The sequence below is a fragment of the Stenotrophomonas sp. SBJS02 genome, from assembly GCF_020428325.2.
Taxonomy (GTDB): Bacteria; Pseudomonadota; Gammaproteobacteria; order Xanthomonadales; family Xanthomonadaceae; genus Stenotrophomonas; species Stenotrophomonas africana.
Genome location: NZ_CP109812.1, coordinates 3,036,232 through 3,060,322 on the forward strand (window position 1 = coordinate 3,036,232; position 24,091 = coordinate 3,060,322).

Annotated in this window: 23 protein-coding genes and 1 pseudogene; 10 read left to right on the forward strand and 14 right to left on the reverse strand. The window is 64.1% G+C overall.

Features of this window, described 5'->3' with window-relative positions; genetic code table 11:
• Positions 1-66: 66 nt before the first annotated feature.
• The 12 genes and pseudogenes from FQS62_RS14110 to FQS62_RS14165 all read right to left on the reverse strand — a co-directional run bounded on the left by FQS62_RS14110 (position 67) and on the right by FQS62_RS14165 (position 12,263).
• Entirely contained in the window at positions 67-891 is an 825-nt protein-coding gene (locus tag FQS62_RS14110; protein ID WP_224328282.1) for a TrbJ/VirB5 family protein, read from the reverse strand.
• Positions 888-3,335: a VirB4 family type IV secretion/conjugal transfer ATPase gene (locus FQS62_RS14115; RefSeq protein WP_049455396.1), complete on the reverse strand. Its 2,448-nt coding sequence runs from the start codon at positions 3,333-3,335 to the stop codon at positions 888-890. The genes FQS62_RS14110 and FQS62_RS14115 overlap by 4 nt, the downstream gene beginning before the upstream one ends.
• Positions 3,336-3,417: 82 nt before the next feature.
• On the reverse strand, positions 3,418-3,726 hold the full coding sequence (locus FQS62_RS14120; RefSeq protein WP_080392955.1) for a VirB3 family type IV secretion system protein: 309 nt from the start codon (positions 3,724-3,726) through the stop codon (positions 3,418-3,420).
• Positions 3,719-4,066 carry a TrbC/VirB2 family protein gene (locus FQS62_RS14125; RefSeq protein WP_229302304.1) on the reverse strand — a complete coding sequence of 116 codons (348 nt, stop codon included), beginning with the start codon at positions 4,064-4,066 and terminating at the stop codon, positions 3,719-3,721. The genes FQS62_RS14120 and FQS62_RS14125 overlap by 8 nt, the downstream gene beginning before the upstream one ends.
• Positions 4,067-4,703: 637 nt before the next feature.
• Positions 4,704-5,168, reverse strand: a pseudogene (locus FQS62_RS22290) (lytic transglycosylase domain-containing protein); the annotation flags it as partial.
• A gap of 15 nt (positions 5,169-5,183) precedes the next feature.
• On the reverse strand, positions 5,184-6,227 hold the full coding sequence (virB11, locus tag FQS62_RS14135; protein ID WP_088479781.1) for a P-type DNA transfer ATPase VirB11: 1,044 nt from the start codon (positions 6,225-6,227) through the stop codon (positions 5,184-5,186).
• Positions 6,228-6,241: 14 nt separating this feature from the next.
• Entirely contained in the window at positions 6,242-7,495 is a 1,254-nt protein-coding gene (locus tag FQS62_RS14140; RefSeq protein WP_208043208.1) for a TrbI/VirB10 family protein, read from the reverse strand.
• Positions 7,492-8,271 (reverse strand): TrbG/VirB9 family P-type conjugative transfer protein, encoded by a 780-nt coding sequence (locus FQS62_RS14145; protein ID WP_057499284.1) that lies wholly within the window; start codon positions 8,269-8,271, stop codon positions 7,492-7,494. Before FQS62_RS14145 ends, FQS62_RS14140 begins: the two co-directional genes overlap by 4 nt.
• Entirely contained in the window at positions 8,268-9,326 is a 1,059-nt protein-coding gene (locus FQS62_RS14150) for a VirB8 family type IV secretion system protein (RefSeq protein ID WP_208043209.1), read from the reverse strand. The genes FQS62_RS14145 and FQS62_RS14150 overlap by 4 nt, the downstream gene beginning before the upstream one ends.
• 89 nt (positions 9,327-9,415) lie before the next feature.
• Entirely contained in the window at positions 9,416-9,862 is a 447-nt protein-coding gene (locus FQS62_RS14155) for a hypothetical protein (protein WP_012480646.1), read from the reverse strand.
• A gap of 427 nt (positions 9,863-10,289) precedes the next feature.
• Positions 10,290-11,969 (reverse strand): type IV secretory system conjugative DNA transfer family protein, encoded by a 1,680-nt coding sequence (locus tag FQS62_RS14160; RefSeq protein WP_208043210.1) that lies wholly within the window; start codon positions 11,967-11,969, stop codon positions 10,290-10,292.
• A gap of 36 nt (positions 11,970-12,005) precedes the next feature.
• Positions 12,006-12,263, reverse strand: a complete 258-nt coding sequence (locus FQS62_RS14165; protein WP_005410128.1) for a hypothetical protein — start codon at positions 12,261-12,263, stop codon at positions 12,006-12,008.
• A gap of 130 nt (positions 12,264-12,393) precedes the next feature.
• On the opposite strand from FQS62_RS14165, the gene FQS62_RS14170 reads away from it, so the two are divergent.
• Both FQS62_RS14170 and FQS62_RS14175 read left to right on the forward strand, forming a co-directional pair.
• Positions 12,394-12,813, forward strand: coding sequence for a phosphohydrolase (locus FQS62_RS14170; protein ID WP_208043211.1), 420 nt, complete (start codon positions 12,394-12,396; stop codon positions 12,811-12,813).
• Between the two features lie 126 nt (positions 12,814-12,939).
• A complete protein-coding gene (locus tag FQS62_RS14175) occupies positions 12,940-14,151 on the forward strand; it encodes an MFS transporter (protein WP_049448503.1) in 1,212 nt (403 codons plus the stop codon).
• 16 nt (positions 14,152-14,167) lie between these two features.
• On the opposite strand, the gene FQS62_RS14180 is transcribed toward FQS62_RS14175, so the two are convergent.
• Positions 14,168-14,647, reverse strand: coding sequence for a MerR family transcriptional regulator (locus FQS62_RS14180; RefSeq protein WP_088479778.1), 480 nt, complete (start codon positions 14,645-14,647; stop codon positions 14,168-14,170).
• 89 nt (positions 14,648-14,736) lie between these two features.
• Here FQS62_RS14180 and FQS62_RS14185 point away from each other — a divergent pair, with 89 nt between their 5' ends.
• The 6 genes from FQS62_RS14185 (at position 14,737) to FQS62_RS14210 (ending at position 19,520) form a co-directional block, all read left to right on the forward strand.
• Positions 14,737-15,975, forward strand: coding sequence for an NADH:flavin oxidoreductase/NADH oxidase family protein (locus FQS62_RS14185; protein WP_107379807.1), 1,239 nt, complete (start codon positions 14,737-14,739; stop codon positions 15,973-15,975).
• Between the two features lie 94 nt (positions 15,976-16,069).
• Positions 16,070-16,546, forward strand: coding sequence for a hypothetical protein (locus tag FQS62_RS14190; RefSeq protein ID WP_208043212.1), 477 nt, complete (start codon positions 16,070-16,072; stop codon positions 16,544-16,546).
• Positions 16,547-16,649: 103 nt separating this feature from the next.
• Positions 16,650-16,919 carry a hypothetical protein gene (locus FQS62_RS14195; protein WP_049448508.1) on the forward strand — a complete coding sequence of 90 codons (270 nt, stop codon included), beginning with the start codon at positions 16,650-16,652 and terminating at the stop codon, positions 16,917-16,919.
• Positions 16,920-17,042: 123 nt separating this feature from the next.
• Positions 17,043-17,288: a hypothetical protein gene (locus FQS62_RS14200; protein WP_049448510.1), complete on the forward strand. Its 246-nt coding sequence runs from the start codon at positions 17,043-17,045 to the stop codon at positions 17,286-17,288.
• 97 nt (positions 17,289-17,385) lie between these two features.
• Positions 17,386-17,634 carry a hypothetical protein gene (locus tag FQS62_RS14205; RefSeq protein ID WP_005410137.1) on the forward strand — a complete coding sequence of 83 codons (249 nt, stop codon included), beginning with the start codon at positions 17,386-17,388 and terminating at the stop codon, positions 17,632-17,634.
• 182 nt (positions 17,635-17,816) lie between these two features.
• Positions 17,817-19,520, forward strand: a complete 1,704-nt coding sequence (locus FQS62_RS14210) for an ATP-binding protein (protein WP_208043213.1) — start codon at positions 17,817-17,819, stop codon at positions 19,518-19,520.
• 8 nt (positions 19,521-19,528) lie between these two features.
• On the opposite strand, the gene FQS62_RS14215 is transcribed toward FQS62_RS14210, so the two are convergent.
• The gene (locus FQS62_RS14215) at positions 19,529-21,052 is read right to left on the reverse strand and encodes an FAD-dependent monooxygenase (RefSeq protein ID WP_208043214.1); all 1,524 of its coding nucleotides are present in this window, start codon (positions 21,050-21,052) and stop codon (positions 19,529-19,531) included.
• Positions 21,053-21,134: 82 nt separating this feature from the next.
• Between FQS62_RS14215 and FQS62_RS14220 the strand changes: the two genes are divergently transcribed.
• Together FQS62_RS14220 and FQS62_RS14225 are read left to right on the forward strand one after the other, a co-directional pair.
• Positions 21,135-21,779: a TetR/AcrR family transcriptional regulator gene (locus tag FQS62_RS14220; RefSeq protein WP_049448517.1), complete on the forward strand. Its 645-nt coding sequence runs from the start codon at positions 21,135-21,137 to the stop codon at positions 21,777-21,779.
• Positions 21,780-21,853: 74 nt separating this feature from the next.
• Positions 21,854-23,995 (forward strand): TonB-dependent siderophore receptor, encoded by a 2,142-nt coding sequence (locus tag FQS62_RS14225; protein WP_208043215.1) that lies wholly within the window; start codon positions 21,854-21,856, stop codon positions 23,993-23,995.
• The last annotated feature ends 96 nt before the right edge of the window (positions 23,996-24,091 follow it).

Here is a 24,091-nt window from a genome sequence, read left to right on the forward strand (position 1 = left end):
ATTCCCTGACTCATCACATCACCCGCCCCGCATCGGGGCCCTGCTGGAGTGCGTTGCGCACGTGATTCACTTCGAAAGCGCGGCCTTCAGCGCGCCGGCCTTGATGACGCTGCCAATCGGATTGCGCTCGCCACGCAACGCACGCTCGGCCAGGTTCTTCTGCCGCCCCTGAAGGGCAAGAATCTGCTGATCGTAGACCTTGACGGTGGTTTCCCACTTCTTGAACGCCTTATCGAGTTCGACCGCGGTTGCCGTATTGTTGGAGATATCCTCCTGCAGCGCGCCTTCGTTCTTGAACGCGTTGCGGATCCGGCGCAGCTGCTGCAGCATCTGCTCCATCGCCGGCATGGACATCTGCACGACCTCGACGGTCTCGTTGTACTTCTTGTTCTCAAGCACCTGGATGTACGAGCAGATCGCTCGCTGCTGCGCGCCGATATCGCCGCCCGGGCTCATGTTCAGCACTGCCATCAGGCCGCTCATGCTGATCATGGAATCGCCACCGCACTTTTCTGCCACGTTCCAGTTTTCGGGAATCTTCGTCAGCGTGGGCGTCGGCGGCATCAGCGGCGAAGCAATGATCTGGGTCCAGTTCTGCAGCTTGGACAGCCAGTTGTCGATGGTCTTGGTGTACTGTTCGGCCGTCTGGCTCCAGCGCGCAGCCGTCTCGAAGTACTCCTTGCCGGCCTTCATCTCCTGCAGGAAGTTCATGACCCAGTTGAACGGGTCATAGACGGTCATCGCCTGCGCCGGGCTGGTGCCCGTGCTCACGGTCAGGCCCAGCGTCAGTACGGCTGCCATCAGGGGCGCCATGCGACGCCGGCGAATGGGCTTGCGTTGGGTTTCGGTCGTCATGGCAGTTTCCTTGTTCGTTTGAGTGGGCAGGTTCATGCCGTCTCCTCCTGATCCTGTTCGGCCCGCTTGCCCGAGCCCTTTCGATTCTTGTAGAACGCGTCCAGCCACTGATCCGGGGTCAACTCGTCCACCGTCACACGGTTGCGGACCGCTGCCGTCTGCAGCACGCGATGCATGATGTCGATGTTGTCGGTCGAGGCCGAGATCACCGACAGGATGTCGTCCATGCCGCGCAGGTTGAGCTGGCAGACGCTCGAGGCATGACCCTGCTTGACCAGGAAGCAGCGCGAGCGCTCGTCCAGCGCGGTAACCACCTTGAACTCGGCCTCGGTCAGCTTCAGGCCATCCATGTAGTCGCTCTTGCTGGCGTTCGGGTTCGGCAGCAGAATCAGCGTGGCGGTCTGTTCGATCAGGGCCGCGGAGATGTCGCTCTTCAGCGCATCTTCCGGGCTCTGCGTGGCGAAGATGCCCAGGCCGTTCTGCTTACGGATGGTCTTCTGCTTGTTCTTCGCGAACTCCTTCAGGCCACCCTCGCCGTCCAGGATCTTCCAGAACTCGTCCATCACGTAGATCAGCGGACGGCCGTCGATCAGCGACTCCAAGCGGTGCAGCAGGTAATTGATGACCGGCACGCGCACTTCAGGGTTGTCGATGATGTCGGTGTAATCGAACCCGATGATGTTGGCCTTGCTGAGATCAACGGTATCGACCGGGTTGTCGAACACCCAGCCCAGCGAATTGCCCGAGGTCCAGCGGCGCATGCGCGCGTAGAGACCGTCATCGCCCATGTTGGGCAGGCTCTTCTGGAAGTTGGTCATGTTGCGCAGGTGCATCGGCGTATCGAGCATGCTCTCCACTGCGCGGTAGATGTCCTCTTCCTCACGGGCACTGTACTCGCGCTTGCCGGCCAGCACCTTGATCAGGTCGGCCAGGAACTGCACGTTCGACTCGTTGTTCTCGCACTGGAACGGGTTGAAGCCAGTCGGCGCACCGTTCTCCAGGGCCAGGTAGTTGCCGCCGCAGGCACGCACAAAGATCTCCGCACCACGATCCTTGTCGAAGAAGAAAATGGTCGGCGACGGCTCGTACTTCTGCACCTGGCTGAGCAGGAAGTTGATCAGCGCGGTCTTACCGGTACCTGACTTACCGATCACCATGGTGTTGGCGATCGCCTTCTCGCCCAGCGAATTCTCCGACGGATGGGTCGCGTGGAAGTTGAAGTAATACGGCTGGCCGTTGGTGGTCTGCAGTGTGGTGACGCAGTCGCCCCAGGGGTTGTTGTGCTGCTTGCCGGTAGCAAAGTTGTGCAGCGGTGACAGACCCAGGAAATTCAACGAGCTGACATTGGCCAGGCGCGTACGGTAGCGCCAGTTGCCCGGCAGCTGCGAATAGAAGGACGAGGTAACCGCCAGGTCTTCCTTGGTCGACACGAATCCGGCGTTGGACAGCTCGGCCCGGGTCGAGGCGACGTTCTGCGAGAGCTTGGCCTGCGTGTCGCCGTACACCGCCATGATGAAGTGGTACTCGCCCAGCACGAAGTTGCCGGACGACAACTGATCCATGGCCTGGTCCAGCTCGACGATCTGGCTGACCGCCTTGTCGCCGGAGGAGATCATCATGCCCTTGGTGCGGTCGAGCACCTTCAGCGCGTCCTGGCGCCCCATCGGGCTGAACGAATGGGTGATGACATACTCGTAGTCCAGGTACTTCAGGCCGTTGAGAATGCCCGGGTAGGTGCCCTCGGCATACTCCTTGATGTTGAGGATGGCACCGAAGTGGTTGGCGCCATTCGGGGTGTTGATGACAAAGTCGCCGGTCTTGGCCGAGAACATGTGCCGGCTGACCGGCAGGTAATCCTTGATCGGCGCCGGCAGCACCGGCACCGGCTCGTCGATGCGGTTGATCAGGTATCCGAACAACTCCAGCGTCTCGGAGAACACCACGCCATTCTTTGCCTCGTACATGCCCAGGCGATACGGCGCGTAATCACGGATCACTGCCTCGACGTTGCCGGCCAGCTCCATCAGCTTCTCGATGGCCTGTTCCTGCTCGGCACGCAGGCGATCGACGTTCGCCGACTTCTCCACGAAGCGCTTACCCGATACCACCGGGCGGTAGATCATGGTCAGGTACAGCTCGTTCTGCATGATGCGCTGCGAGGACAGCATGCCCATGTACTGATCGGACACGTCCTGGTTGAAGCGCTGCCGGTAGGTGCTCTTGCCTTTCAGCGTGCGACGGCGCCGAATATCGTGCACCCAGAAAGCCACGTTGACGAAGTCCGGCGCACGCAGCGTCTGCAGCAGGCGATTGAAGGTGTTGTGCCGATGTTCCAGTTCCCATTCCTCGCGACCCACGAACGGCAACCCCTCCAGGTACCAGGTCAACAGGTAGTCACCGCCCGTGGTCTTGACCACGTTCGGGGCGACATGCGTCGACAGGGGAATGAACTCACTGATGGAGGTATCTGGGCTGAACATACGACTGCTTCCAAAGAGTTGCTGCCAGGGAACTTCGAGGTGGCCTGGCGGGCAGCACGCGCCCGCCAGGCCATTCCGGACCTCAATCCATTCGGGCCGGCTTGTTGCGGTAATGATTCGGGTTGAATACCCACATGCCGTCGTGCTGCTGCACGTTGCGCACCCGCAGCTTGAACATCAGGCGCAGGCCCATCAGACGAAAGATCATCTCGTCACGTTTGGCCATCTGCCGCATGATGAAGATTGCTACCGGAATGGTGAGCAGGAACCAGAAATTGGTGTAGACGCTCAGCAGCAGCAACCCACCTGCCACCATGAAGAATGGCAGGTAGGGAACGCCCAGGAACATTGCCGGGCGAGTGCAACCGCGGAAGACGACGTTCTTATGCACTGTAGTAGAGCACTGCCTGCTGGATCAGCATGCCGGTCTTGCCTTCGCAGGTGCCGTACTCGTCACCCAGCAGCATGCGGGCGATCTGGCCGGCGGCACCGATCAGGACGCCACCGATCAGGATCGGCGAGACCTCGCTGATGCGCTTGTGCGCGAAGGCAATCTGATAGCCGGCGAAGATGACCGCGATGGTGACGACGGCAATCGAGGCCATGTTCAGCAGGCCATTGATGTTGGAGAAGAAGCCGCAGACCTTGCCGTCGGTACCGCCGTAGTTGGTGGCGCCGTTGGTGGCGAACACCTGCGGGGCGAACAATGCGCCGACGAAGATCGTTGCCATCAGCAGGGTCTTCAGCGTGCGCTGGGCCTGGACGAGGTCGAGATTGGATCGCTTCATGGATTGATTTCCTTGTTGATGGACTAACACAACTGAATCGACCAGCCGGGGGACTGGCCGCACCACGACTTCGTCAGAACACGAAGGCCGCATCCCCTGCGGGAATCTGCTGCACCGGCGCGCCCTGCGCCGGCGCGTTGTACGAATCTGCGCTTTCCGCCACCGGTAGGTTGCGTTCGCTCCACGGACGCAGCATCACCGGGCCATTGTCGGTGCCGCCCGCGGCACCAGGAAGCTGTTGCGGCATTGCCAAGCTGTTCTGGGACGGCAGGCGTTGGGCCATGCCCTGCGGGAACTGCGCCTGCTGCGGCTGTGCAGTCCCGCCCTGCTGACCTGCCTGCTGGGGCTGCATCATCCGGTCCACCGACCCCAGGACGACCTTGGACAGCGCCTGATCGGCAATATTCAGCAGACTGCCGCGCGCCATCGCACCGGTGGACGGGTACACCACGTACGCACGCGCTGGATCATCCGAAGGAACGTACACCGGTCCGTTCGACTGGGCGACAATGCGCGCCTGTGCCGGCGACGCCAGCTGCGGGTGATGCTCGACCTTTACAGCGCGCCGTTCGCCACGGCTGATCACGTCGATCGGCGTGACGCCGTTGCTGGCGACCTGCTGCCCACGGCGGATCGAGTCGTAGACCTTCTGCACATAGCCGTGACGGAAGCCGGTTTCGAAATTGCCCGAGTAGTAGCAGCTGAACGACTTTCCCCAATCGCCACCCGAGCGCTTGTAGCACTCGGCGAGGATGCGGGATCCGGCCCGCAGGTTCGGGCACTGCTGGAACGCTTTCTCGTACGAATCCAGCCCGTACTTGCCCAGGTTGTAGCGGTTGACCTGGGCCAGGCCGATGGAGAAGTTGTAGCCCTTCTCTTCCAGCATGCGCACGGTGGCCAACGCCTCGTCCAGCGCCTTGGGCTGGCGCACCAGCGCTCCTCCCACCACGCCGATCGCGTAGGGATTGCGCGACGATTCGACATTGATGACGTGCTGCATCACGTCCATCGACACGGCCATCTCCGGGCACGCCATCATTTCCAGTCCTGGCAGCATCCTTCAGCCCTCCTGCCCCTGGGCGCGCCCAGGGTTGAAATCGATACCGGTGATGTAGCGGGAACCGGCATGTGCCTTGATGTGGACGACGATGTCGATGGTCATCATCAGCAGTCGCTTGATCACGTTGAACTCAAGCCCAGAGCCTTCGCTGGAGGCCTTGACCATCAGCGCCAGCTGGTCCCAGGTCTGCTCCGGGCTGCCGGCATGGCAACTCGTGATCGACCCCGGATGGCCCGATGCGCAGTTGCGGATGAAGTAGAACGCCTCGTCACCGCGCAGCTCGGCCAGGATGATGCGTTCGGGCTTCATGCGCAGGCACGCTTCCATGCAGCTCTTGGCGGTGACATTGCTTGCGCTCTGCCCACCCTTGGAGTACAGCAGATGCACCACGTTTGGTTGGGTCAGAAACAGTTCGCGCGCGTCCTCGATCGTGACCAGGCGTTCACTGTCCGGGATATGATTCACCAACGCTTTCATGAAGGTGGTCTTGCCGCTACCCGTCGCACCCGATACCACGATGTTCTTGCGGTACATCACCGCACGCCGGAAGAATTCGGCGTACTCACGCGAATGGCGCAGCTCCAGCAGCTCGCGATCGTGTTCGCTGATGCTGCCGTCGCTCTCCAGGATCTGGTTGAAGAATCCATCTTCGTGATACTGCGTGAGTGACTTGGTGTGCTTGGACGGCAGGCGGATGGTGATCGACACCTTGCCCGCGTCACACGCCGGTGGAATCACGAACTGGGCGCGCTGACCGGTGGGAAACGTGAGCGAGACCACCGGATCTGCATCGGTGATGCGCTGCCCGGTGTTGCTCTCGTTCACCACCGCGGTGCAGAACTGCCGGGCCCGCTCGAAAGTCAGGCCCGGCACGTCCACCCGCTGCCACCCTGCACGGGTTTCCAGGTACAGCTCGCCGGGACGGTTGATGCAGATTTCCGTCACTTCCGGCGAAGTCATGTACTCGGCGATGCCCAGCACTTCGTACTGATAGCGCAGGAAGTCGCTGGAGACGAGGGCGAGGGGTGACACTTCAGCGTCCATGGTCGTTCGTTGGGTTACCGGCGGGGATTCAGCACGTTGGTGAAATCGACGTCCTTGGCAACGTAGACATTCACCACAGTGCCCTGGTTGATGGTGACGGTCGGCGGACGACGACTGCTGCCGAGTGCCTCATTGGCCAGGCGCTCCATGGTGCGCGCAGTAGCGCTTTCATACGGCGACTGGATGGTCATACCGTTGTTGGCCACGGTCGTGGTCTCCGGACCGTGCTCTGCAGCGGCATACTTGAACGCGTCGGCCAGCAGGCTGATCATCAGGGCAGAAGCGATACGGCTGCCCCAATGCGCGCTGTACTGACCGGGATGGCCCGCGCCGCCCAGACCATCGGTACCGGGGCTGGACATGGCCACGTCGATGCCATTCGGGGTGGTGATGCGATCCCAGATGACTTCCACACGCTTGCCCGTGGGACCACCGCCGTAGGCGCCATAGATCTTGGAGCCCTTGGGCAGCAGCAGATTGCGGCCGTTGATCGAATACACCGGCTCCGTCAGCAGGCACGAGGTGTAACCGGCGATGTCGGTGATGATGCGGGTTTCCAGCACGCAGCGCAGGTAGGTGCCCCGCACCAGCAGTGCATCCGGACTGCGGATATAAGTGGCGCTGGAGACATCTTCCACATCCGGTCCACGGCGCACCTTCTGCGGCTGCGCTTGCGGATTGGCCGCCGCCTGCATGGCCGCGATCATCGCCTGGTTGTAGTCGGAGCCGCTCTGGCCGTTGGCGGCGCCGCCCGCCTCGCCCCCGCCCACGCCGGAGCCGCTGCCCATGCGACGGTCCATCAGCGTCGGTCCACGCTCATGATCCGCCTTGGCCTCGTTGCCCATCGGGAAGCCCGGCATTGGCACTTCCTGCTGCGGCGGAGGCGGCAGCATCGGGATCGGATCGGCAACCGCGACCGGCGGCGCCGGCTCGGGCGCCCCGACAACGCTCGGAAGCTGCGGCGTGGTGGCACGTGCTTCTTCCTGTGGTTTCTTCTGCTCGGCTGCGTCGTCCTGCCCCTTGCGGAAAAGCAGGAACCCCATTGCCATCAGCAGCAGGACGATACCCCCCAGGAACAGCAATGCCTTGCGGTTCAGGCGCTGCTCTTCTGCCGAGCGCAACTGCGGCGCGCCAGCATCCAGATCAGGCGCAGCCTGCTGGTCGTTGGCGTTGCCGAAGTACGGGTTGGACGGCGGCTCCTGGCCAGCGGCGCCCTGGGAATAGGGAGACGGGTTCGGGTCATTTCCCGGAGTGTTCTGCTGGCTCATTTCTTCACGTTCCTTCGCAGGCCGACGACGAAGTCGCCATGGCGGATGACCAGGTACGGGTACGTCCCGTGCACGATCAGCGTGTTGCCTTCAACCGTGGTGTTGACCACGAAGTCTTCACCGTATTCCGATTCACGCCCGAACACCGCCGGGAAGATGCCGGTCTTGTACTCGGGCGAGTTCGGCAGCCTCAGATAGGTGAAGCGACCATCGTCATAGGCGTTGACGGGAATCAACCACCCCATCTTCTTCGCCTTGCTGGTCGAATAGGAGTAGTTGAAGTTGTACTGGCGATCCTTGGCCAGTTCAGAGCTCAGCAGCGGTTTGGCTTCCTCTTCGACCGCTTCCTGGGCGACGCCGAACACGGTGTCGTTTGGATAGACGAAAGCGATCTTGTACTGCACGCCCGCGCGACGGGCCTGTTCCAGCTGACGCCAGTCGGTGGCCACCACCTTCAGTTCGAAGATGTAGGAATGGGTCTCCGTGCGCACCATCATGTTGGTGTCGACGTCGACATTCTTCGGCTTGAGATAGAACACGTTCTCGCGACGCGTCAGCTCCCAGCCATTGCTGAAGCCGGTGCTGTAGTCGAGGATCTTTTCGTTCGGACTCAGCTCGATCTGCGTGGTCAGGCCCAGGCCGGTGCGAACAGGATAGATGCGATCCTTTTCATACTCGTAGTGGTCAACCGCCTGCGCCATCGCCGTTGCACAGAACAGCAACGACAACATCGACAGCAGCGCCAGCGCGCTTCCCCTGATATTTCGACTACTCATCGGTTGCTTGCTCCATCAGCAGTTCCGGTGGAATTGTTCTGTGCCGGCCTCATGGCCGGCTGTGCGGGCATGGCCTGCCCCGGCATTGCTTGACCCTGCACCGGTTGACCCGGCACCGGTTGACCCGGCACTGGCTGGGCTTGCATCGGCTGCCCCTGAACCTGACCGTTGGGCGGAACGGCAACGGGCTGGCCAGTTGCGGGATCGATGATGGTGGCGGCAGCCGGATTGTTCGGGTCGTACACGCCCTGCGCCTGCTGCGCTGCCTGTTGTGCCGCCTGCTGGGCCTGCGCCTGCATGGCGCCGTCGTCGGGCACCGGAACGCCACGCGAGTAATCGTTGTCGACGCGGTACTCGGTGACCTGGAAAGCCAACGGATTGAGGATGCGGTCCTGCTCGGACAAGGCGAGATTCTGGTTGTACTCGAAGCGCATCGTCACCAGCTGGTTGTCCAGGTAGGTAGACGCACCGGTGCGCTTGTCCAGCAGGCTGCGCTGGATACGGACCGAAGCCCCCCGGAAGCTGCCGTTAGGCTCGGCCCCCAGCGGCGTGATGCTGAGGATCTTGACCCGGATCGCCTTCTCCCGGCCGTACATCACGAATGGGTTCTGCGGGTTGTTGCCTGCATAGCGCTGACGCATCGACTGCGACACCGGGCCGTTGGACATCACGAACACCAGCTCCCAGTCGCGCAGGCCCATCACCGCCGAGTCGTAGGATTCACGCGCCAGCACGTACTGGGCGACGTTGCTGCGGTTGATCGCTTCATTGGTGGTGATCGTCTCGCCCTGGAAGGTGCCACGCAGGCGAGCGACCGTTGCCGTGCCGGTATACGCATCGGCCATCACCAGGAACGGCACCTTCTCCTTCAGCGGCAGCATGTAGTAGTAGCCGCCCGCCAGGGCGAGCGACATCAGCAAAGAGCCGGTGGCCACCCACCACGCACGTCGCTCGCTGCGACGCGCCATGTCGGCGACGGTGATCTCGTAGCTGACCGCCTTGGCGACCGACTGCTCGACCTTGGGACTATTGCCGGGATCCTTCTTGCGGAACATGGATTCTTCCGTACTGCTGAAACATCAATGGGCGTGGCACCCCTGCGACAGGCGCGGGGAGCGGCACGTTCGATGATTTCGATGTGGACTCAGGTGCCGCTGTTGGAATCAGCGCCCTGCGCCGACGCGGTGGGCGTCGAGCCAGCGCTCTGCACAACGATCTGGTTGCCAACAATGGAGACGGAGATGCCCTGTGCCGCATAGGCCGCCGTGAGATCGATCACGGCCTGCTGAGCGTTGGTGGTGTCGATGTTCGAGACCGCGCCGTACAGGGTGAAGTCCGAGCTGAGGCGGTAATCAAGCGTGCGTCCGGAATCCTTGGCCCAGCGCTCGAGCATGGCTTTGAGCGTGCCATCCATCGGCGAGGCCTGGTAGACGTAGCTGGAGTACAGCGGGATTTCGGTCGTCGCCGCCGCAAAGCGGTTGACCGGCTTCCAGCGGCCGCCGAAATCGGGAGCGGACTTGGTGGCACAACCTGCCACCATCAGCGCCGCGACTGCGGCGATGGACATTTTCGCGATAAACGCCTGATTCATACGGGCTTCACTTTGACGTACGAAAAAGCAGTCCCGAGCGTTGGCTCCCTGGTCGTCCGGCGCTGCATGGCGCACGCCGGAATCGGGGAGACGCGCTGGCATGCAGCACACCTGCCCCGGCTCCCCTGCAGCCCGAAAGCTGCCAACCAAGTCGCGGGGCCGCCAGACACTGTCGACGACACACCCGCACACCCTCACCAACGTCGAAACCATCCTTGTTTCCATGGCACAAACTCCTGGCCACCCTGCGCTACAACTTTTGCCATCCAACACACACTTCTGGATGACGAACACAGAGTTACACAACCACGCGTCAATTCCATGTCAGACAAGTCTGAAAATCTATGAACAGATGCCGAATTCTTGACTCAGCTCACGTTTTCACGTCGATGAATATGAATCTACGTCACAAATTTAGCGACGTGAATTAGACGTTAAGCATGGGGACGTCGACTTTTGGCAGCAGCCTCGAAGTGAAGTAGCGGTCCTTGTAATAGCGGATCTTGTCGCACTTCACTGGATGCGGTATGCCCTCGTACAGGAACACTTCCTTGTCCGGCCCCATTGCTTTCAGTTCCTGCGGCAGCATCAGCGCGCGCCGCTCTTCGGTGAAGCTGTGGGTCTTCTCGCGGGCGTGGGTGACGTTCTTCTTGCGGATGGTGGTGTAGCCCAGCATGTCCGAGTAGTCGTTGGCATCCTGCTGCTCCCGCGGCGCATACAGGATCTGCAGCGCGTGGTTGGTGATGATCGTGCGCGACACCTCCCGCCCGTAGGTGGCATCGAGCTGGGACATGCTCTGGATGATTGGCAGCAGGCGTATGTTGTAACCGGCCATGTAGGACACCGCCGAGGCGATGATCTCGACTTTGCCGATCGAGGTGAATTCGTCCATCAACAGCAGGCACTGGTACTTCAGGTCCGGGTTGGACTTGGGCAGTTCCTTGGTATTGAGGTTGATCAGCTGGCTGAAGAACAGGTTGATGATCAGCCGGCTCTCGGCCAGCTTGTTCGGCTGGATGCCGATGTAGATGGTCATCTTCTTCTTGCGGACGTCGGTCAACAGGAAGTCGTTGCTGCTGGTGGCCTTGTCCAGCACCGGGTTGATCCAGGGATTGAGCGGTTCCTTGAAGGTACCCAGGATCGAGGCGAAGGTCTCATCGGCCTGGGACAGCATGTTGGCGAACGCCGAACGCGCGTTGGCGCTGAGGAACGGCCGCTCCGACAAGGCCTTGAGGTACTTCTTCAACTCGGTGCCGTCACCCGACGACAACCGGTAGACAGCGCCCAGCGTGGGCGTACCCGAGCCACCCGGGAAACCGCTGCTGCGCTCGTCGTCCCAGTTCTCGAACAGATAGAGGGTGAAGGCCATGAACGCGTTGCGCGCCTGGCTGACCCAGAATTTCTGGTCCTCGGCACCATCCGGATACAGCATCGCGGCAATGCTCATCAGGTCCGAAACCCGGAACGCCGGGTCATCGGACACGTAACTGAGCGGGTTCCAGCGGTGCGTGCGCCGATCTTCTGCGAAGGGATTGAACAGGTAGATCTCCTGGCCCTGGCTGGCGCGCCAGCCGCTGGTCAGGTCGAAGTTCTCCTGCTTGATGTCCAGCACCACCAGCGATTCGCCGTACTCCAGCAGGTTCGGGATGACCACGCCCACGCCCTTGCCCGAGCGGGTCGGCGCGGCCAGGATCACGAACTGCTGGCCGTCCAGCCGCACCAGCTTGCCGCCATGGCTGCCGACCACGATGCTCTGGCCGGTCTTCTTGAACATGCCGTGCTTGGACAGGTCGGCGCCGTTGGCGAAACGCGCGTCGCCATGCAGCGAGCGCTTGTCCTTCTTCAGCAGCAGCACCAGGCCTGTCACCACCAGTGCCAGCAACGGCAGGCCGAAGCCCACGTAGCCGGCCCATTTGATCTTGCCCACGAAGGGCGCGACCTGTGGCTGGCCAATGGCGTGGTAGTACTGGTAGTACGTGTTCCAGGTGAACAGCTTGGTGTCCAGGCCCAGGAACAACAGGGTCAGGTAGCCGGAAAACACGAAACCAAGCAGCAGGGTCGCCAGCGTGACGATGGCGATGAGCAGATACTTCTTACTGGGCAACACCCGAATCCTCCATGATGCGCACGAGGGCGCGACGGCCTAGCGGCGGCGCCAGCGCGACGCCTTCTTCCGCAGGTTGTTTTCGTTCTCCAGCCCGGGCTCTTCGCCCTCTTCACGCACCCGCTGCAACAGCAGTTGGCGCGCTTCGGCCAGTGATACCAGGTCGGTCAGACGATCCCCATCGTCGGCGACGACCGCATGGCCGACCACATCGCCCGGAGCGTACACCGGCTCGTAGGACACTGCTACCAGCTGATAGCGGCCGCGGGTTTCCAGCACATGCCTGAATTCCTGCATCGCATTCCTCCTTGTCGGGGCGACACTGCGTCCCCTGCCCCGCCATCATGCCCATCGCAGTGTCATCGGCGTATGCACAAGCGCTGCGGTTTTTGCGCGAAACTGTCCGCGGATATCCAAGGAGACTGCGATGGACTGGGTAGCACTTGCACGCACGCTGGCCACCGAGGCCCACACGGGCCAGATCGACAAGGCTGGCCAGCCTTACATCTGCCATGTGGCGCGGGTGGCGGCCGCAGTACGCGGCGACGATGACGCCGAAGTGGTGGCCTGGCTGCATGACGTAGCCGAAGACTGTCCGGCGTTGGCCGCACGGATCGAGGCATTTCCCGCACCGCTGCGCGAGGCGGTGCAACTGCTCAACCGCGACGCGGCCCCCGACGCGGACAGCTACTACGCGCGCATTGCCGCCCACCCGCTGGCACTGAAGGTGAAGCAGGCCGATCTGGATGACAACGCCGATCCGCAGCGCCTGGCGATGCTCGACGCGGCGACGGCCGGGCGCCTGCGCGGCAAGTATGCGCACGCCCGGGCGGCGCTGGGCATCTGATCGCGCAGCGCGGTGGCGGGGTGGACGAACGTGTCACCGATCAAACGCTGATTTACCCTGAGTGCTGCTGCCCTTGCTGCGGTGCAGCAGTACAATGACCGGCTCCCCGCCCCCATCGCGCCCCGCATGAGCCCCAACTCTTCCCTGGCTGCGCGGCTGACGCCCCGTCAGCGCACCCTGATCATCCTTGCCCTGTCCCTGGGCGGCTTCGCCATCGGCACCAGCGAATTCGCCAGCATGGGCCTGATGCTGGAGATCAGCCGCGGCCTGTCGATCTCCGAAACCCAGGTCGGCCACCTGATCAGCGCCTACGCCATCGGCGTGGTGGTCGGCGCCCCGATCCTCGCCTTCGTCGGCGCCAGCTTCCCGCGCCGCAAGCTGCTGCTGGCACTGATGGGCTTCTATGCCGTCGGCAACCTGGCCAGCGCGCTGGCACCAAACTACGGCACGATGCTCATTGCGCGTTTCGTCGCCGGCCTGCCGCATGGCGCCTACTTCGGCGTGGCGATGCTGGTGGCCGCCGCGATCAGCCCGGCCGGCCAGCGCGGCCAGGCGATGTCGCGCGTGTTGCTGGGCCTGTCGATCGCGATCCTGGTCGGCAATCCGCTGACCACCTGGCTGGGCCAGCAGCTGAGCTGGCGCACCGCCTTTGCCCTGGTCAGCGTGCTGGCCATCGCCACCGTGGCGATGATCGCGCGCTTCCTGCTGCCGGATCCGGACGAAGTGCGCACCTCGCCGATGCGCGAACTGCGCGCCTTCAACACCACCCAGGTGTGGCTGGCGCTGGCGATCGGCGCCGTTGGCTTCGCCGGCATGTTCTGCGTGTTCACCTACCTGGCGCCGACCCTGGTGCAGGTCACCGGCGTGGCCGAATCCTGGATGCCGCTGGCAGTGGGCGTGTTCGGCATCGGCGCGATCATCGGCAACATCGCCGGTGGCTGGCTGGTCGACAAGTTCCACTTCAAGGCCGCCGCAGTGGTGCTGCTGTGGTCGATCGTGATGCTTCTGCTGTATCCGCTGGCCGCGCAATCGGTGTGGACCATCGGCCCGATGATCATCACCGTGGGCACGATGGGCGCGCTGGCGGCGGTACTGCAGACGCGCCTGATGGACGTGGCCGGCGAAGCGCAGACCCTGGCCGCCGCCTCCAACCATGCCGCCTTCAATACCGCCAATGCCCTCGGCCCGTGGCTGGGCGGCATGGCGATCAGTGCCGGCTTCAGCCCGGCCAGCACCGGCTATGTCGGTGCGGCCACCGCGATCGGCGGCCTGCTGCTGTGGTGCGTGGCGGTGATGCTGGACAAGAAGCGCAAGGCAGCCGGCGTGGGCAGCCACTGACCTTCGCGTCGGATCGTCAGCTGCCGCCCGCGCGGCGGCGGCGATCCGGCCGCAGCAACGCTGTGTCGCCGGCCGCCAGCGTCGGTCGCGCCAGCTCACCGCGCTTGACGCGCTCCAGCACCCGCCGCGAGTTGGCCGCGCAGTCGATGCCCTCCGGCCGTGCCTGGATGTCCTCGATCAGGGCCAGCAGGTGCTCCCGGCTCTGTGCCAGCCGCGACTGCAGCGCCTCGATGTCGGCCACCTTCTGCTGCAGCATCGTGATCAATGCGTCGTGCTGCCACTGGCCCATGTCCGGTGGCAGCAAGGCGCGTATCTCCTCCAGGCTGAAACCGGCACGCTGGGCGCCGGTGATCAGCTCCAGCAGCAGGACCGCCTGCTCGGGATAGTCGCGGTAGCCGTTGGCTTGCCGCTGGGCCACCAGCAACCCGGCCTCCTCGTAGAAGCGGATGCGCGACGCTGCCAGGCCCGTGCGGCGGGCCAGCTCACCGATCTTCATCTACCTGAATCCTCAACATCGGAACCTGTTGACCTTCAATAAAACTTGAAGGTTAGCGTAGCACCATTCCCCTGTGCTGGAGCTGTCCGATGTCGCTGTTCTCGCCCTTGGCACTACCCTCCGGTGCCGTCATCCGCAACCGCATCGCCAAGGCGGCGATGGAAGAAAACATGGCCGACGCCGACCACGCCCCCTCCGAAGCGCTGCTTCAGTTGTACCAGCGCTGGGCCGATGGTGGCGCCGGACTGATCATCACCGGCAATGTGATGGTCGATGGGCGCGCCATGACCGGGCCGGGTGGCGTGGTACTGGAGGACGACCGCCACCTCGACCGCTTCACCGCCTGGGCGGACACTGCCCGCTCGCGGGGCGCGCAGATGTGGATGCAGATCAATCACCCGGGGCGGCAGATGCCGGCCGCACTCGGCCAGCCTGCGCTTGCGCCGTCAGCCGTCGCATTGCAGATGGGCGCGCTGTCCAAGCAGTTCGCACCGCCCAAGGCGATGACCGAGGACGACATCGACTCGGTGATCGCGCGCTTCATCCGCAGTGCCGAGCTGGCCGAGCGCGCGGGTTTCAGCGGGGTGGAGATCCATGCCGCGCACGGCTACCTGCTCAGCCAGTTCCTGTCACCACTATCGAACCGCCGCGATGACCGCTGGGGTGGCAGCCTGCAGAACCGTGCGCGCCTGCTGCTGGAGATCGTGCAGGGCGTGCGCGCGGCCGTGGCGCCCACGTTCGTGGTGGCGGTGAAACTCAACTCCGCCGACTTCCAGCGCGGCGGTTTTTCGCCCGAGGACGCGCGCGCAGTGGTGCAGATGCTGTCGCCCCTCGGCGTGGATCTGGTCGAACTGTCCGGCGGCAGCTATGAAGCACCGGCCATGACCGGCGCCGCACGCGACGAACGCAGCGTGGCCCGCGAAGCGTACTTCCTCGAATTCGCACGCGAGATCGCTACGGTGGCAACGATGCCGCTGATGGTCACCGGTGGCATCCGCCGCCGCGAAGTGGCAGAGCAGGTGCTGGCCAGCGGCGTGGCCATGGTCGGCATCGCCACGGCGCTGGCGATCGAGCCGGATCTGCCGCAGCACTGGCAGCAGGGCCGCGACCCGGTGCCGACACTGCGCAACATCAACTGGCGCAGCAAGCCGCTGGCGGCCAGTGCGCACATGGCCGCAGTGAAGTATCAGCTGGGCCGGTTGAGCCGGCGCCGCCCCACCGCACCCACGGTCTCGCCGGTATGGGCACTGCTGCTGGCACAGGCGGCCGCGAAGTGTCGGACCCGCCGCTACCGGCGCTGGATCGGCGCCCGCGTCATCGCACATTGAGCCGCGCGGTCTTCTCATCACCGCAGCGATGCTCCACCATCTGCAGGATCGGCGGCAGTTCCGCCGCCGCTCGCAGCATGGAGATGGAACCCACGTGGCAGGAGGATCGACCAGGAACCGCGAGAAGCTGCTCGATGACCTGCTCTCGCTTGGCCGCAACTGGGCACTGGCAATCGCCATCGCCGGTGCCGGGGCAGCAGTCCACTACAGCGAGTCGGTATACGAAGCAGGAATCTGGCGAGGCCTGCTGCCCACGCTCTGCTTCCTGGTCGCGATCATCTGGATCGTGCTCAGCATCATCCGCTTCGACCTGACCCTCCAGCAGCACTTCGAGCGCAAGCGCACGCGCTGGCTCAGCCGCCTGCTCTATGTCGTGCTGCTCGGTACCGGCATCACCGCCGTGTTCTTCGTGACCGAACTGGCGTCCAACAACCACATCGCAAGGATGTGCGACGCCGTGGCCAACGAACCGGCCAGCCGGATCCACCGGTCCGCCGAGTGCCAACGCCTGTACCAGCATCGGGCGGCCTACCGGCAACGGCTGGAATCGGCCGAGGGCGAGTTCGACTGAGGCCCGCGCCGGCTGCGCATCGCGTGCGCGAAAAACACATGGCGTGGATATGCGGTCGGGCACAGTGGCTGCGCCTTCCTCGCAGCGAAAGAACACCGCCGACATGCACCACCCGCCCGCCCCTGCCCGTCACGATGCCATCGCCCTGCAGGCGGGCGTACTCGGCAGTGTGCTGGGCGTGACGCTGTTCAAGGCGATCGCACTGTCCGCACCGGCCAGTGGATCCTTGATCGTGATCGGGCTGTGGCTGCTGGCCTGCGCGCTGCTGGCTGCCTGGGCACTGGCCGCCTGCCTGGCCTGCCTGGCACTGAGCCGGCGCATATTCGTGCTGATGCTGGCGCTGAGCATGATCCTGTTGATCTGCGTCGCCTGAGGCAGCAGGCGCGGGACTATCGCGTATCTGTTATAAAATAACAAGTGCGATCGGACGGATTGTGCGTGCCCGGGTCACGGATTTGAATTCCATGGCCAGCCCGGCACCACCCGAGACCTCCCCATGACCCTGCAGCCCCTGCTTCGCGCCTCCCTCACCGCCGTTGGCCTGGCTTCGCTCAGCGCCTGTGCCACCTATGACGACAGCAACATGCACCAGGCCTGCCAGGAATCGCCGCACCTGAAGGACCTGCCGCGCGAAGTGGCTGCCCGCGAAAGCCGCTGCAACAAGAGCATGGAAGTGTGGTCGAGCGAGCGCAAGGGCAGCGACAGGCCGATCGACCTGAGCGGCAAGAAGAAGGATCTCTGAGCCGCCTGGCATCTTGATCGTTCCAATGCATGCGGATGACCCGTCCGTCACGATCGGGAGGGCAGGATGAGGCCTTCCCACCACGACGACTCTCCCGATGCCGGCCACTGGTCACCCTGTCATCCATGCCTTTGAAGCTGTGTTCGATTTGTCCGGCGGGGTCGAGCGCATTACGGCGCTCACTGTCATCTGCCGGCATTGCTCGGAAACCCGCTCGGCCAGCGAAGACAACCTGGTCCAGCTGCCGGGCGGTGCCTTGTTCCGCTGCGACGGATGCGGCAGTCATCAGGCGGTGAGCCATGCGCGGGTTGCCGATTGGCAGGTGAATTCGCTTCTGGGTGTCTGAGGCCGCAGATCCGGGCAGCCGCGACGCAGGCTGTTGGCGCGGAGATGGCGGTGCAACCAGAGGACGCCGCGCGAGGACCTTCGACCGCCGCGAAGGGCCGATCAAAGACAGGCCGCAGGACCTGTGCAGGGCGCAGTGACATCACCTCGGCTAAGCTGCGGCACCTTTCTTCGCGCACGGCCATGCATCCCTTCCCGCTACCTGTCTCGGCACCTGATCAACTCGCCTACCGACTGCTGCAGGACAGCGACTGGGCCCGTTCGGCCGACGCCACCAACGCTCCGCCCGAACTTCGCGCTCTGCTGGCGATGATCCTGGATTCTCCGGAGCCGCTGTGGATCGCATGGGGCCGCGACAACAAGGCGTTCTTCTTCAACGACGCCTATCTTCCGATGCTGGGCGGCAAGCTGCACGGTGCCATGGGCAGCCGATTGGAAGACGTCTGGGCGGATGTCTGGGCCGACGTCGTGGATGCTGTCAACGATGCCTTCGGCGGCACAAGCCACAGTTTCAAGAACCTGCCGTTGATGATGGACCGTGATGGCACGTTGCGCGAGACATTCTGGACGTTCTCCTACTCGCCGCTGCGTGCCGGTTGCGGAGGCGTGGCCGGCATCATCTGTGTCGTCAGCGAGCAGACCGAACGGGTGATCGAGCGCGACCGGCATACTCGCCAGGTAGCAGCCATCACCGAGCAGGCACGCGAGGCCCACCTTGAACTGGTACGCGCCCGCGAACAGCTGCGGCAGTCGCAGAAGCTGGAGGCCATCGGCCAGCTGACCGGCGGCGTTGCCCACGACTTCAACAATCTGCTGCAGGTCATCACCGGTTCCGTGGACATGCTGCTGCATACCTGGCCGGCCGAAGATGCGCGCCTGCGCTATGTACAGGCCATCGAAACCGCCGCTGACCGCGCCACTCGCCTGACCGCCCAGCTTCTGGCGTTCTCGCGCCGACAAAGCCTGTCGCCGCAGGTGTTCGACCTCTGCGAGAGCGTACGCGCGCTTTCAGACATCATCACCACAGTGCTGGGTGCCCGCATCTCCGTTTCGGTGAACCTGCCTGACGCCCTGTTGCCGGTACTGCTGGACCGGACCCAACTCGACACCGCACTGATCAACATCGCAGTGAACGCGCGCGATGCCATCGACGGCCACGGCAAGGTGACGATCGATGTGGAACAGCTGACATCGGTGCCTTCCGTGCGGTTCGCGGCGCCGATGAAAGGCAACTTCGCTGCGATCAGCGTCAGCGACACCGGTGCCGGTATCGATCCGTCCGTGGTGGACCGGATCTTTGAGCCCTTCTTCACCACCAAGGGAGTGGGCGCGGGCACCGGGCTTGGCCTCAGCCAGGTGTTCGGTTTCGTCAAGCAGTCCGAGGGCGAAGTGGACGTACAGAGTCAGGCCGGTGTCGGTACGCGCTTCACGCTGTATCTGCCGCTGGCGCAGGCAAACGCCTCCATCGAGCCGCCGACCGCGCAACCGGGACTGCTGCATGGCCACGGATTGTGCGTGCTGGTGGTGGAAGACAACGTGGATGTGGCCGAGTTTGCAGTCGGGGCGCTGCGCGAGCTTGAATACAACGTCGTACTTGCGCGCAATGCCGACGAAGCACTGGCGGAGCTGGAGCGCGACGCTGCGCGTTTCCACGTGGTGTTCAGCGACGTGGTCATGCCTGGGACCAATGGGCTGGATCTGGCCCGCACCATCCGCAGCCGCCTGCCCGACCTCCCGATCATTCTCACCAGTGGCTACAGCGAATTGCTGGCCCGCGATCCAGGCCATGGTTTCACGCTGCTGCGCAAGCCCTATTCACTGAAGCAGCTGGCCTCTGTGATGACCGAGGCCAGCTGTCGCTCGCAGACGATGGTGACTGCGCTTTAGCCGGCAGATCACCGCGTCGGACCGGTCCAGGAAGCAAGCGCTGAATCGAGGCCGGACATATCCCCGCCTATGCCGCAGGCCCAGGCCACGATGCCATCCGGGCGTACAAGCACCGCCCCCAGACCCGATGCCGCATCTCCAGTATCTGCGGCGCAGGCGATGGGAAGCTGCCAGCGTTGGCCATGCTGCGGCGACCAGGACGCCGGGTCGAAAACAAGCAGCGCCCCCTGCCCCGTTCTCAGCAGTTCGCCCATGCGGCGACCATCGGCCAGCCGGAAGTCAGGCGCGCTCCTGCCGACCAGCGGGTGCTCTCCGCCAAGATCCAGCTGCTGCGAAACACCCCAGATCCGCTCGGCCAGATACGTGGCCCCATCGCGGGTGCCAGCCAGGTCGGCCATGATCGCTGCCAACGCGCGCGAACCGTCGCCGGGACGCATCAGCGTAACCTGTGCGCGCGACCAGTCCAGTACTTTGGCGGCCACTGGATGGCGCTCAGCCTGATAGCTGTCCAGCAGCGCCTCATCGGCCTTGCCCCGCGCCACGGCGGCCAGTTTCCAACCGAGGTTCATCGCATCGCCGATGCCGAGGTTCAGTCCCTGGCCGCCCAACGGCGAATGCATGTGCGCGGCATCACCTGCCAACAGCACACGGCCGCTGCGATAGGCCGTCGCCTGGCGCGCAGCATCGGTCCATGTCGTGGCCAGGTGCAATGCAGTGATCGTTGCCTCGCGGCCAGACACCCGCCGCAGCAACGCTTGCACGTTGTGCCGGTCCAGTGGCGTGCGATGGCCCGCGCCACCGTCGAAGTCGGCCAGCGCCAGCATGCCTGGCGGGTTGAAATTGCACATCCCGTGATCGGTGAACTGTCGGCCCGGTGTGAGTACACACCCATCTGCCAGTTCGACCAGCAGCGTGTAACCGGTGAACTCCGGCCCGGTTCCAGCAAAGAGGAAGCCCGATTGCTTGCGTACCGTGCTGCGGGCCCCATCACAACCGACCAGCCAGCGGCCGTGGACCATGCCGGAGCCGGTGTGCACGGCAACCTGCGCCTCACGCGCATCCACCGCCTGTACCGCACGCCCGCGTTCGATGCGCACGCCCAGCGCAATCGCACGTTCGGCCAACACCGCTTCCAGGGCCTGCAGCTCCACCGCCATCTGGGTGCCCACCGGCGTCGGCAGGCGCCAGGTCCAGCGCGTCTGGTCCACATCGTCCAACGCAAATGGAATACCCGCAAAGTGCCCACCCAGCGCACGCGGTTGCGCCAGCCAATGGGCGGTGCCGGGCGGCGGCGCCCCCTTGTCAGGCTTGAGCACCTGTGTCGCGGCGACCGCGTCCAACAGGCCGCGCCGATCCAGCGCCTCCAGCGTGGGGGCGTTCAGGCCGCGCAGTCCGAATGGCAGGCGCTTCAACGGCGAACCGGCGGACCCGGCCTGTTCCAGCACCAGCACCGAGCACCCGGCCTGGGCCAGTTCGCAGGACAGGAACAAGCCAACCGGGCCGGCACCGGCAATGACGACGTCGTACAGCATGGGGATTCCTTGTGAGCGCCGGGCCGGCGCTCTGGCGGATCAAATGTTACACTCGGTGTACGTTTTGACATGTGAACCGCCCATGACCCCGCCACCAGGCCGTCGCGAACAACGCAAGGCCGAGACCCGACAAGCGATTTCGGACGTCGCCACCGAGCTGATCATCCGGCGTGGCTTCGAGGCCGTCTCCATGTCCGAGATCGCCGAAGCCGCAGGCGTCTCACGCAAGACGGTCTTCAACTACTTCGCCAGCAAGGAAGACCTGGTGTTCGACCGGGATGAGGAGGCGCGCACACTGCTTCGCGAGGGCATGATGGCGCGCAGCAGCCTGACCCCGCTGGCGGCCTTCCAGTCACTCGTGCGCGAGTTGCTGGAGGCTGGCCATCCGCTGCTGCGCATCAATGCCGGCGCTGCCGCCTTCTGGGGCACCGTGGCGGAGAGCCCGGTGCTGGTCGCGCACGCGCGACGGCTGCAGGCGCAGTTGACTGACGATCTGGCGGGATTGATGGCCCTCGCTGCCGGCCGGCCCGGACATGACGCCGAAGCGCGATTGGGCGCGGCCATGCTGCTGGCATCGATGGTGGCGGCCTATGAGAAAGGACTGGCGAGCCAGCTGCAGGGCGAGGACCCGCGCGAGGCCATGCTGCAGCTGATCGTGCGCGGTGCCACCGGGGTACTGGTGGCCCTGGCGGGCACCCCCTATACGGACCCCGGCGCGCGTCCATAGCGCATTCGGGGAATAGGCTTCGATGTATCGCAAATGCTAATCTTTCTCATTTGCAGAAACATACTCCTCTCCCAATGCCCCTCCCCACGCCCCTGCAACGCACCCTGTGCCTGGCACTGACCCTGCCCCTGGCAACCCTTGCCCATGCTGCCGAGCCCTCGGCTGCCGCACCCAAGGACCTGGACAAGGTCGAGGTCCGCGGACGTGCGCAAACCCTGTACCGGGTGGACGATGCCGCGGTCGGCACCCGCACGGATACACCGCTGGAGCTGGTCCCGCAGTCGATCCAGGTCATCCCGCGCGAACTGATCGACGACCAGGCCGCGCGTCAGGTGACCGACCTCTATCGCAGCATCAGCGGTATCAGCTATTTCAGCTATGCCGGGGTGACCCTGCGCGGCTTCCGCCAGGAGAACGTGCTGTATGACGGTCTGCGTGGCGACCCGTATGCAGGATTTTCGGTGCCGCAGCTGTTCAACATCGAGCGCGTGGAAGTGCTGAAGGGGCCGGCCGGTGCGCTGTATGGCGGTGGTGATGCGGGCGGTGTCATCAACTACGTGACCCGCAAGCCGAAAGCCAGCGCCGAACGCCGCATCGAGGTCCAGCTGGGCAACAAGGACTTCCGTGCCGGATCGATCGAGGGTACCGGGCCGTTGAATGCCGTCGGCAGCGTACGCTATCGCGCCGGGCTCTATGCTGACGGTGAAGAGGGCGTGCGCTGGAACACCGACAGCGAGAGCGTGATCGGCGACGCCTCGCTGGCCTTCGACGTTGGCCAGACCGGCGAACTGGTGCTGCAGTTCACCGACATCACCCAGAACCTTGGCGGCAACCGCCTGCGTGGCGTGCCGGTCAACGATGCAGGCACGTTCCTGACCGACCGCCGCTGGAACCACAACGAGGCCAGCGACTTCCTCGACATGCGCGCCAAAGTGGCGCTGGCGCAGTACCGTTTCGCGCCGAGCGACACTCTGGACCTGGACTTCGCCGCCCGCTGGTTCAGCAACAACGAACACCAGAGGTACCACGAGCCGATGGGTCTGATCGATCGTGACCGCGATGGCGTGGCCGAGTGGATGACACGCCAGCTGCGCAACCAGATACGCGACAACGAAGCATTCACTGCCAACGGCAATGCCGTCTGGCGGGTGGCCACCGGCACGGTTGAGCACAAGGTGCTGTTCGGCGCCGATGTGTACCAGCTGGATGCGGATTTCACCGCACAGACCGCGAACAGCGCTGACCTTGCGCGTGGTGCCGGGCCGGTGCGCGGCATCGACCTGTTCAATCCCGTGTATGGCGCCAGTACCTGGCACGACTACAACCTGGCCGCCCTGCCCTGGCGCAGCACCTCAACCCGCAGCAAGCGCTATGGCGGTTACCTGCAGGACGAACTGGCACTGGGCACACGCTGGCATGTGCTGGCCGGGCTGCGCTGGGATGGCTTCAAGGATGCGGATCGCATTAGTGGCAGCAGTGTGGCTGGCAACGATCTCAGCTGGCGGCTGGGCAGCACGTTCACCGTACGCGAGGGCCTGAATGTCTACGCCAACGTCGCCAGTGGTTTCGTGCCACAGAGTGCCGCCAACCAGAACCCGGCCGCTGGCGGACCGTTCGATGCCGAGCGCAGCAAGCAGTGGGAAGTGGGCATGAAGTCGCTGCTGGCCGACCGTGTGACTTTGAACATGGCGGCCTACCGGATCGACCGAAGCAACATCGTGCAGGCCACCGGCGAGGTGATCGGTGGCGTGAACCAGCTGGCCGCGCTGGGCCTGGTGCGCAGCACCGGCATGGAGCTGGACCTTCTGGCCGATCTCACCGAGCGCTGGGTGCTGAACCTGACCTATGCCTACAACGATGCGCGGGTGAAGGACGCCGGCCCGAGTGGCATCACCAACGCCTCCGGCGACCGATTCGCCAACGCGCCGCGCAACACGCTGGGCGTGTGGACGCGTTATGACCTGCCGGCGATCAATTCCGCCATTGGCTTTGGCGCCGATCACGTCGGCGAGCGCGTCAGCCTGGATGGGCAGACGGTCAAGGCCTACACCGTATTCGACATGAGCTGGAAGACCACGTGGAGGCAGTGGCAGTTCCAGGCCAACGTCAAGAACCTGTTCGACAAGGTGTACGCGGCCAGTGGCTTCATCGAACGCAACGGGCATTTCCCCGGTGAGCCGCGGCGGGTGTATCTGCAGGCGGCATACAGTTTCTGAGCCGTCGTTCCGTAGCGCCAAGGGCGCGCTTGCAAGCCCGCGCTTGGCTGCACCCGGCATGACCCAATGACCCGTCCCATGGATGAGGCCTGATGC

Excerpts from the sequence above, each read along its gene's own strand:
- FQS62_RS14155 (WP_012480646.1), bottom strand. The coding sequence starts at position 9,862 with ATGAATCAGGCGTTTATCGCGAAAATGTCCATCGCCGCAGTCGCGGCG.
- FQS62_RS14170 (WP_208043211.1), top strand. The coding sequence starts at position 12,394 with ATGGACTGGGTAGCACTTGCACGCACGCTGGCCACCGAGGCCCACACG.
- FQS62_RS14175 (WP_049448503.1), top strand. The coding sequence starts at position 12,940 with ATGAGCCCCAACTCTTCCCTGGCTGCGCGGCTGACGCCCCGTCAGCGC.
- FQS62_RS14150 (WP_208043209.1), bottom strand. The coding sequence starts at position 9,326 with ATGTTCCGCAAGAAGGATCCCGGCAATAGTCCCAAGGTCGAGCAGTCG.
- FQS62_RS14185 (WP_107379807.1), top strand. The coding sequence starts at position 14,737 with ATGTCGCTGTTCTCGCCCTTGGCACTACCCTCCGGTGCCGTCATCCGC.
- FQS62_RS14195 (WP_049448508.1), top strand. The coding sequence starts at position 16,650 with ATGCACCACCCGCCCGCCCCTGCCCGTCACGATGCCATCGCCCTGCAG.
- virB11 (WP_088479781.1), bottom strand. The coding sequence starts at position 6,227 with ATGGACGCTGAAGTGTCACCCCTCGCCCTCGTCTCCAGCGACTTCCTG.
- FQS62_RS14215 (WP_208043214.1), bottom strand. The coding sequence starts at position 21,052 with ATGCTGTACGACGTCGTCATTGCCGGTGCCGGCCCGGTTGGCTTGTTC.
- FQS62_RS14125 (WP_229302304.1), bottom strand. The coding sequence starts at position 4,066 with ATGGCAACGATCTTCGTCGGCGCATTGTTCGCCCCGCAGGTGTTCGCC.
- FQS62_RS14200 (WP_049448510.1), top strand. The coding sequence starts at position 17,043 with ATGACCCTGCAGCCCCTGCTTCGCGCCTCCCTCACCGCCGTTGGCCTG.
- FQS62_RS14220 (WP_049448517.1), top strand. The coding sequence starts at position 21,135 with ATGACCCCGCCACCAGGCCGTCGCGAACAACGCAAGGCCGAGACCCGA.
- FQS62_RS14145 (WP_057499284.1), bottom strand. The coding sequence starts at position 8,271 with ATGAGTAGTCGAAATATCAGGGGAAGCGCGCTGGCGCTGCTGTCGATG.
- FQS62_RS14140 (WP_208043208.1), bottom strand. The coding sequence starts at position 7,495 with ATGAGCCAGCAGAACACTCCGGGAAATGACCCGAACCCGTCTCCCTAT.
- FQS62_RS14110 (WP_224328282.1), bottom strand. The coding sequence starts at position 891 with ATGAACCTGCCCACTCAAACGAACAAGGAAACTGCCATGACGACCGAA.
- FQS62_RS14225 (WP_208043215.1), top strand. The coding sequence starts at position 21,854 with ATGCCCCTCCCCACGCCCCTGCAACGCACCCTGTGCCTGGCACTGACC.
- FQS62_RS14210 (WP_208043213.1), top strand. The coding sequence starts at position 17,817 with ATGCATCCCTTCCCGCTACCTGTCTCGGCACCTGATCAACTCGCCTAC.
- FQS62_RS14115 (WP_049455396.1), bottom strand. The coding sequence starts at position 3,335 with ATGTTCAGCCCAGATACCTCCATCAGTGAGTTCATTCCCCTGTCGACG.
- FQS62_RS14165 (WP_005410128.1), bottom strand. The coding sequence starts at position 12,263 with ATGCAGGAATTCAGGCATGTGCTGGAAACCCGCGGCCGCTATCAGCTG.
- FQS62_RS14205 (WP_005410137.1), top strand. The coding sequence starts at position 17,386 with ATGCCGGCCACTGGTCACCCTGTCATCCATGCCTTTGAAGCTGTGTTC.
- FQS62_RS14180 (WP_088479778.1), bottom strand. The coding sequence starts at position 14,647 with ATGAAGATCGGTGAGCTGGCCCGCCGCACGGGCCTGGCAGCGTCGCGC.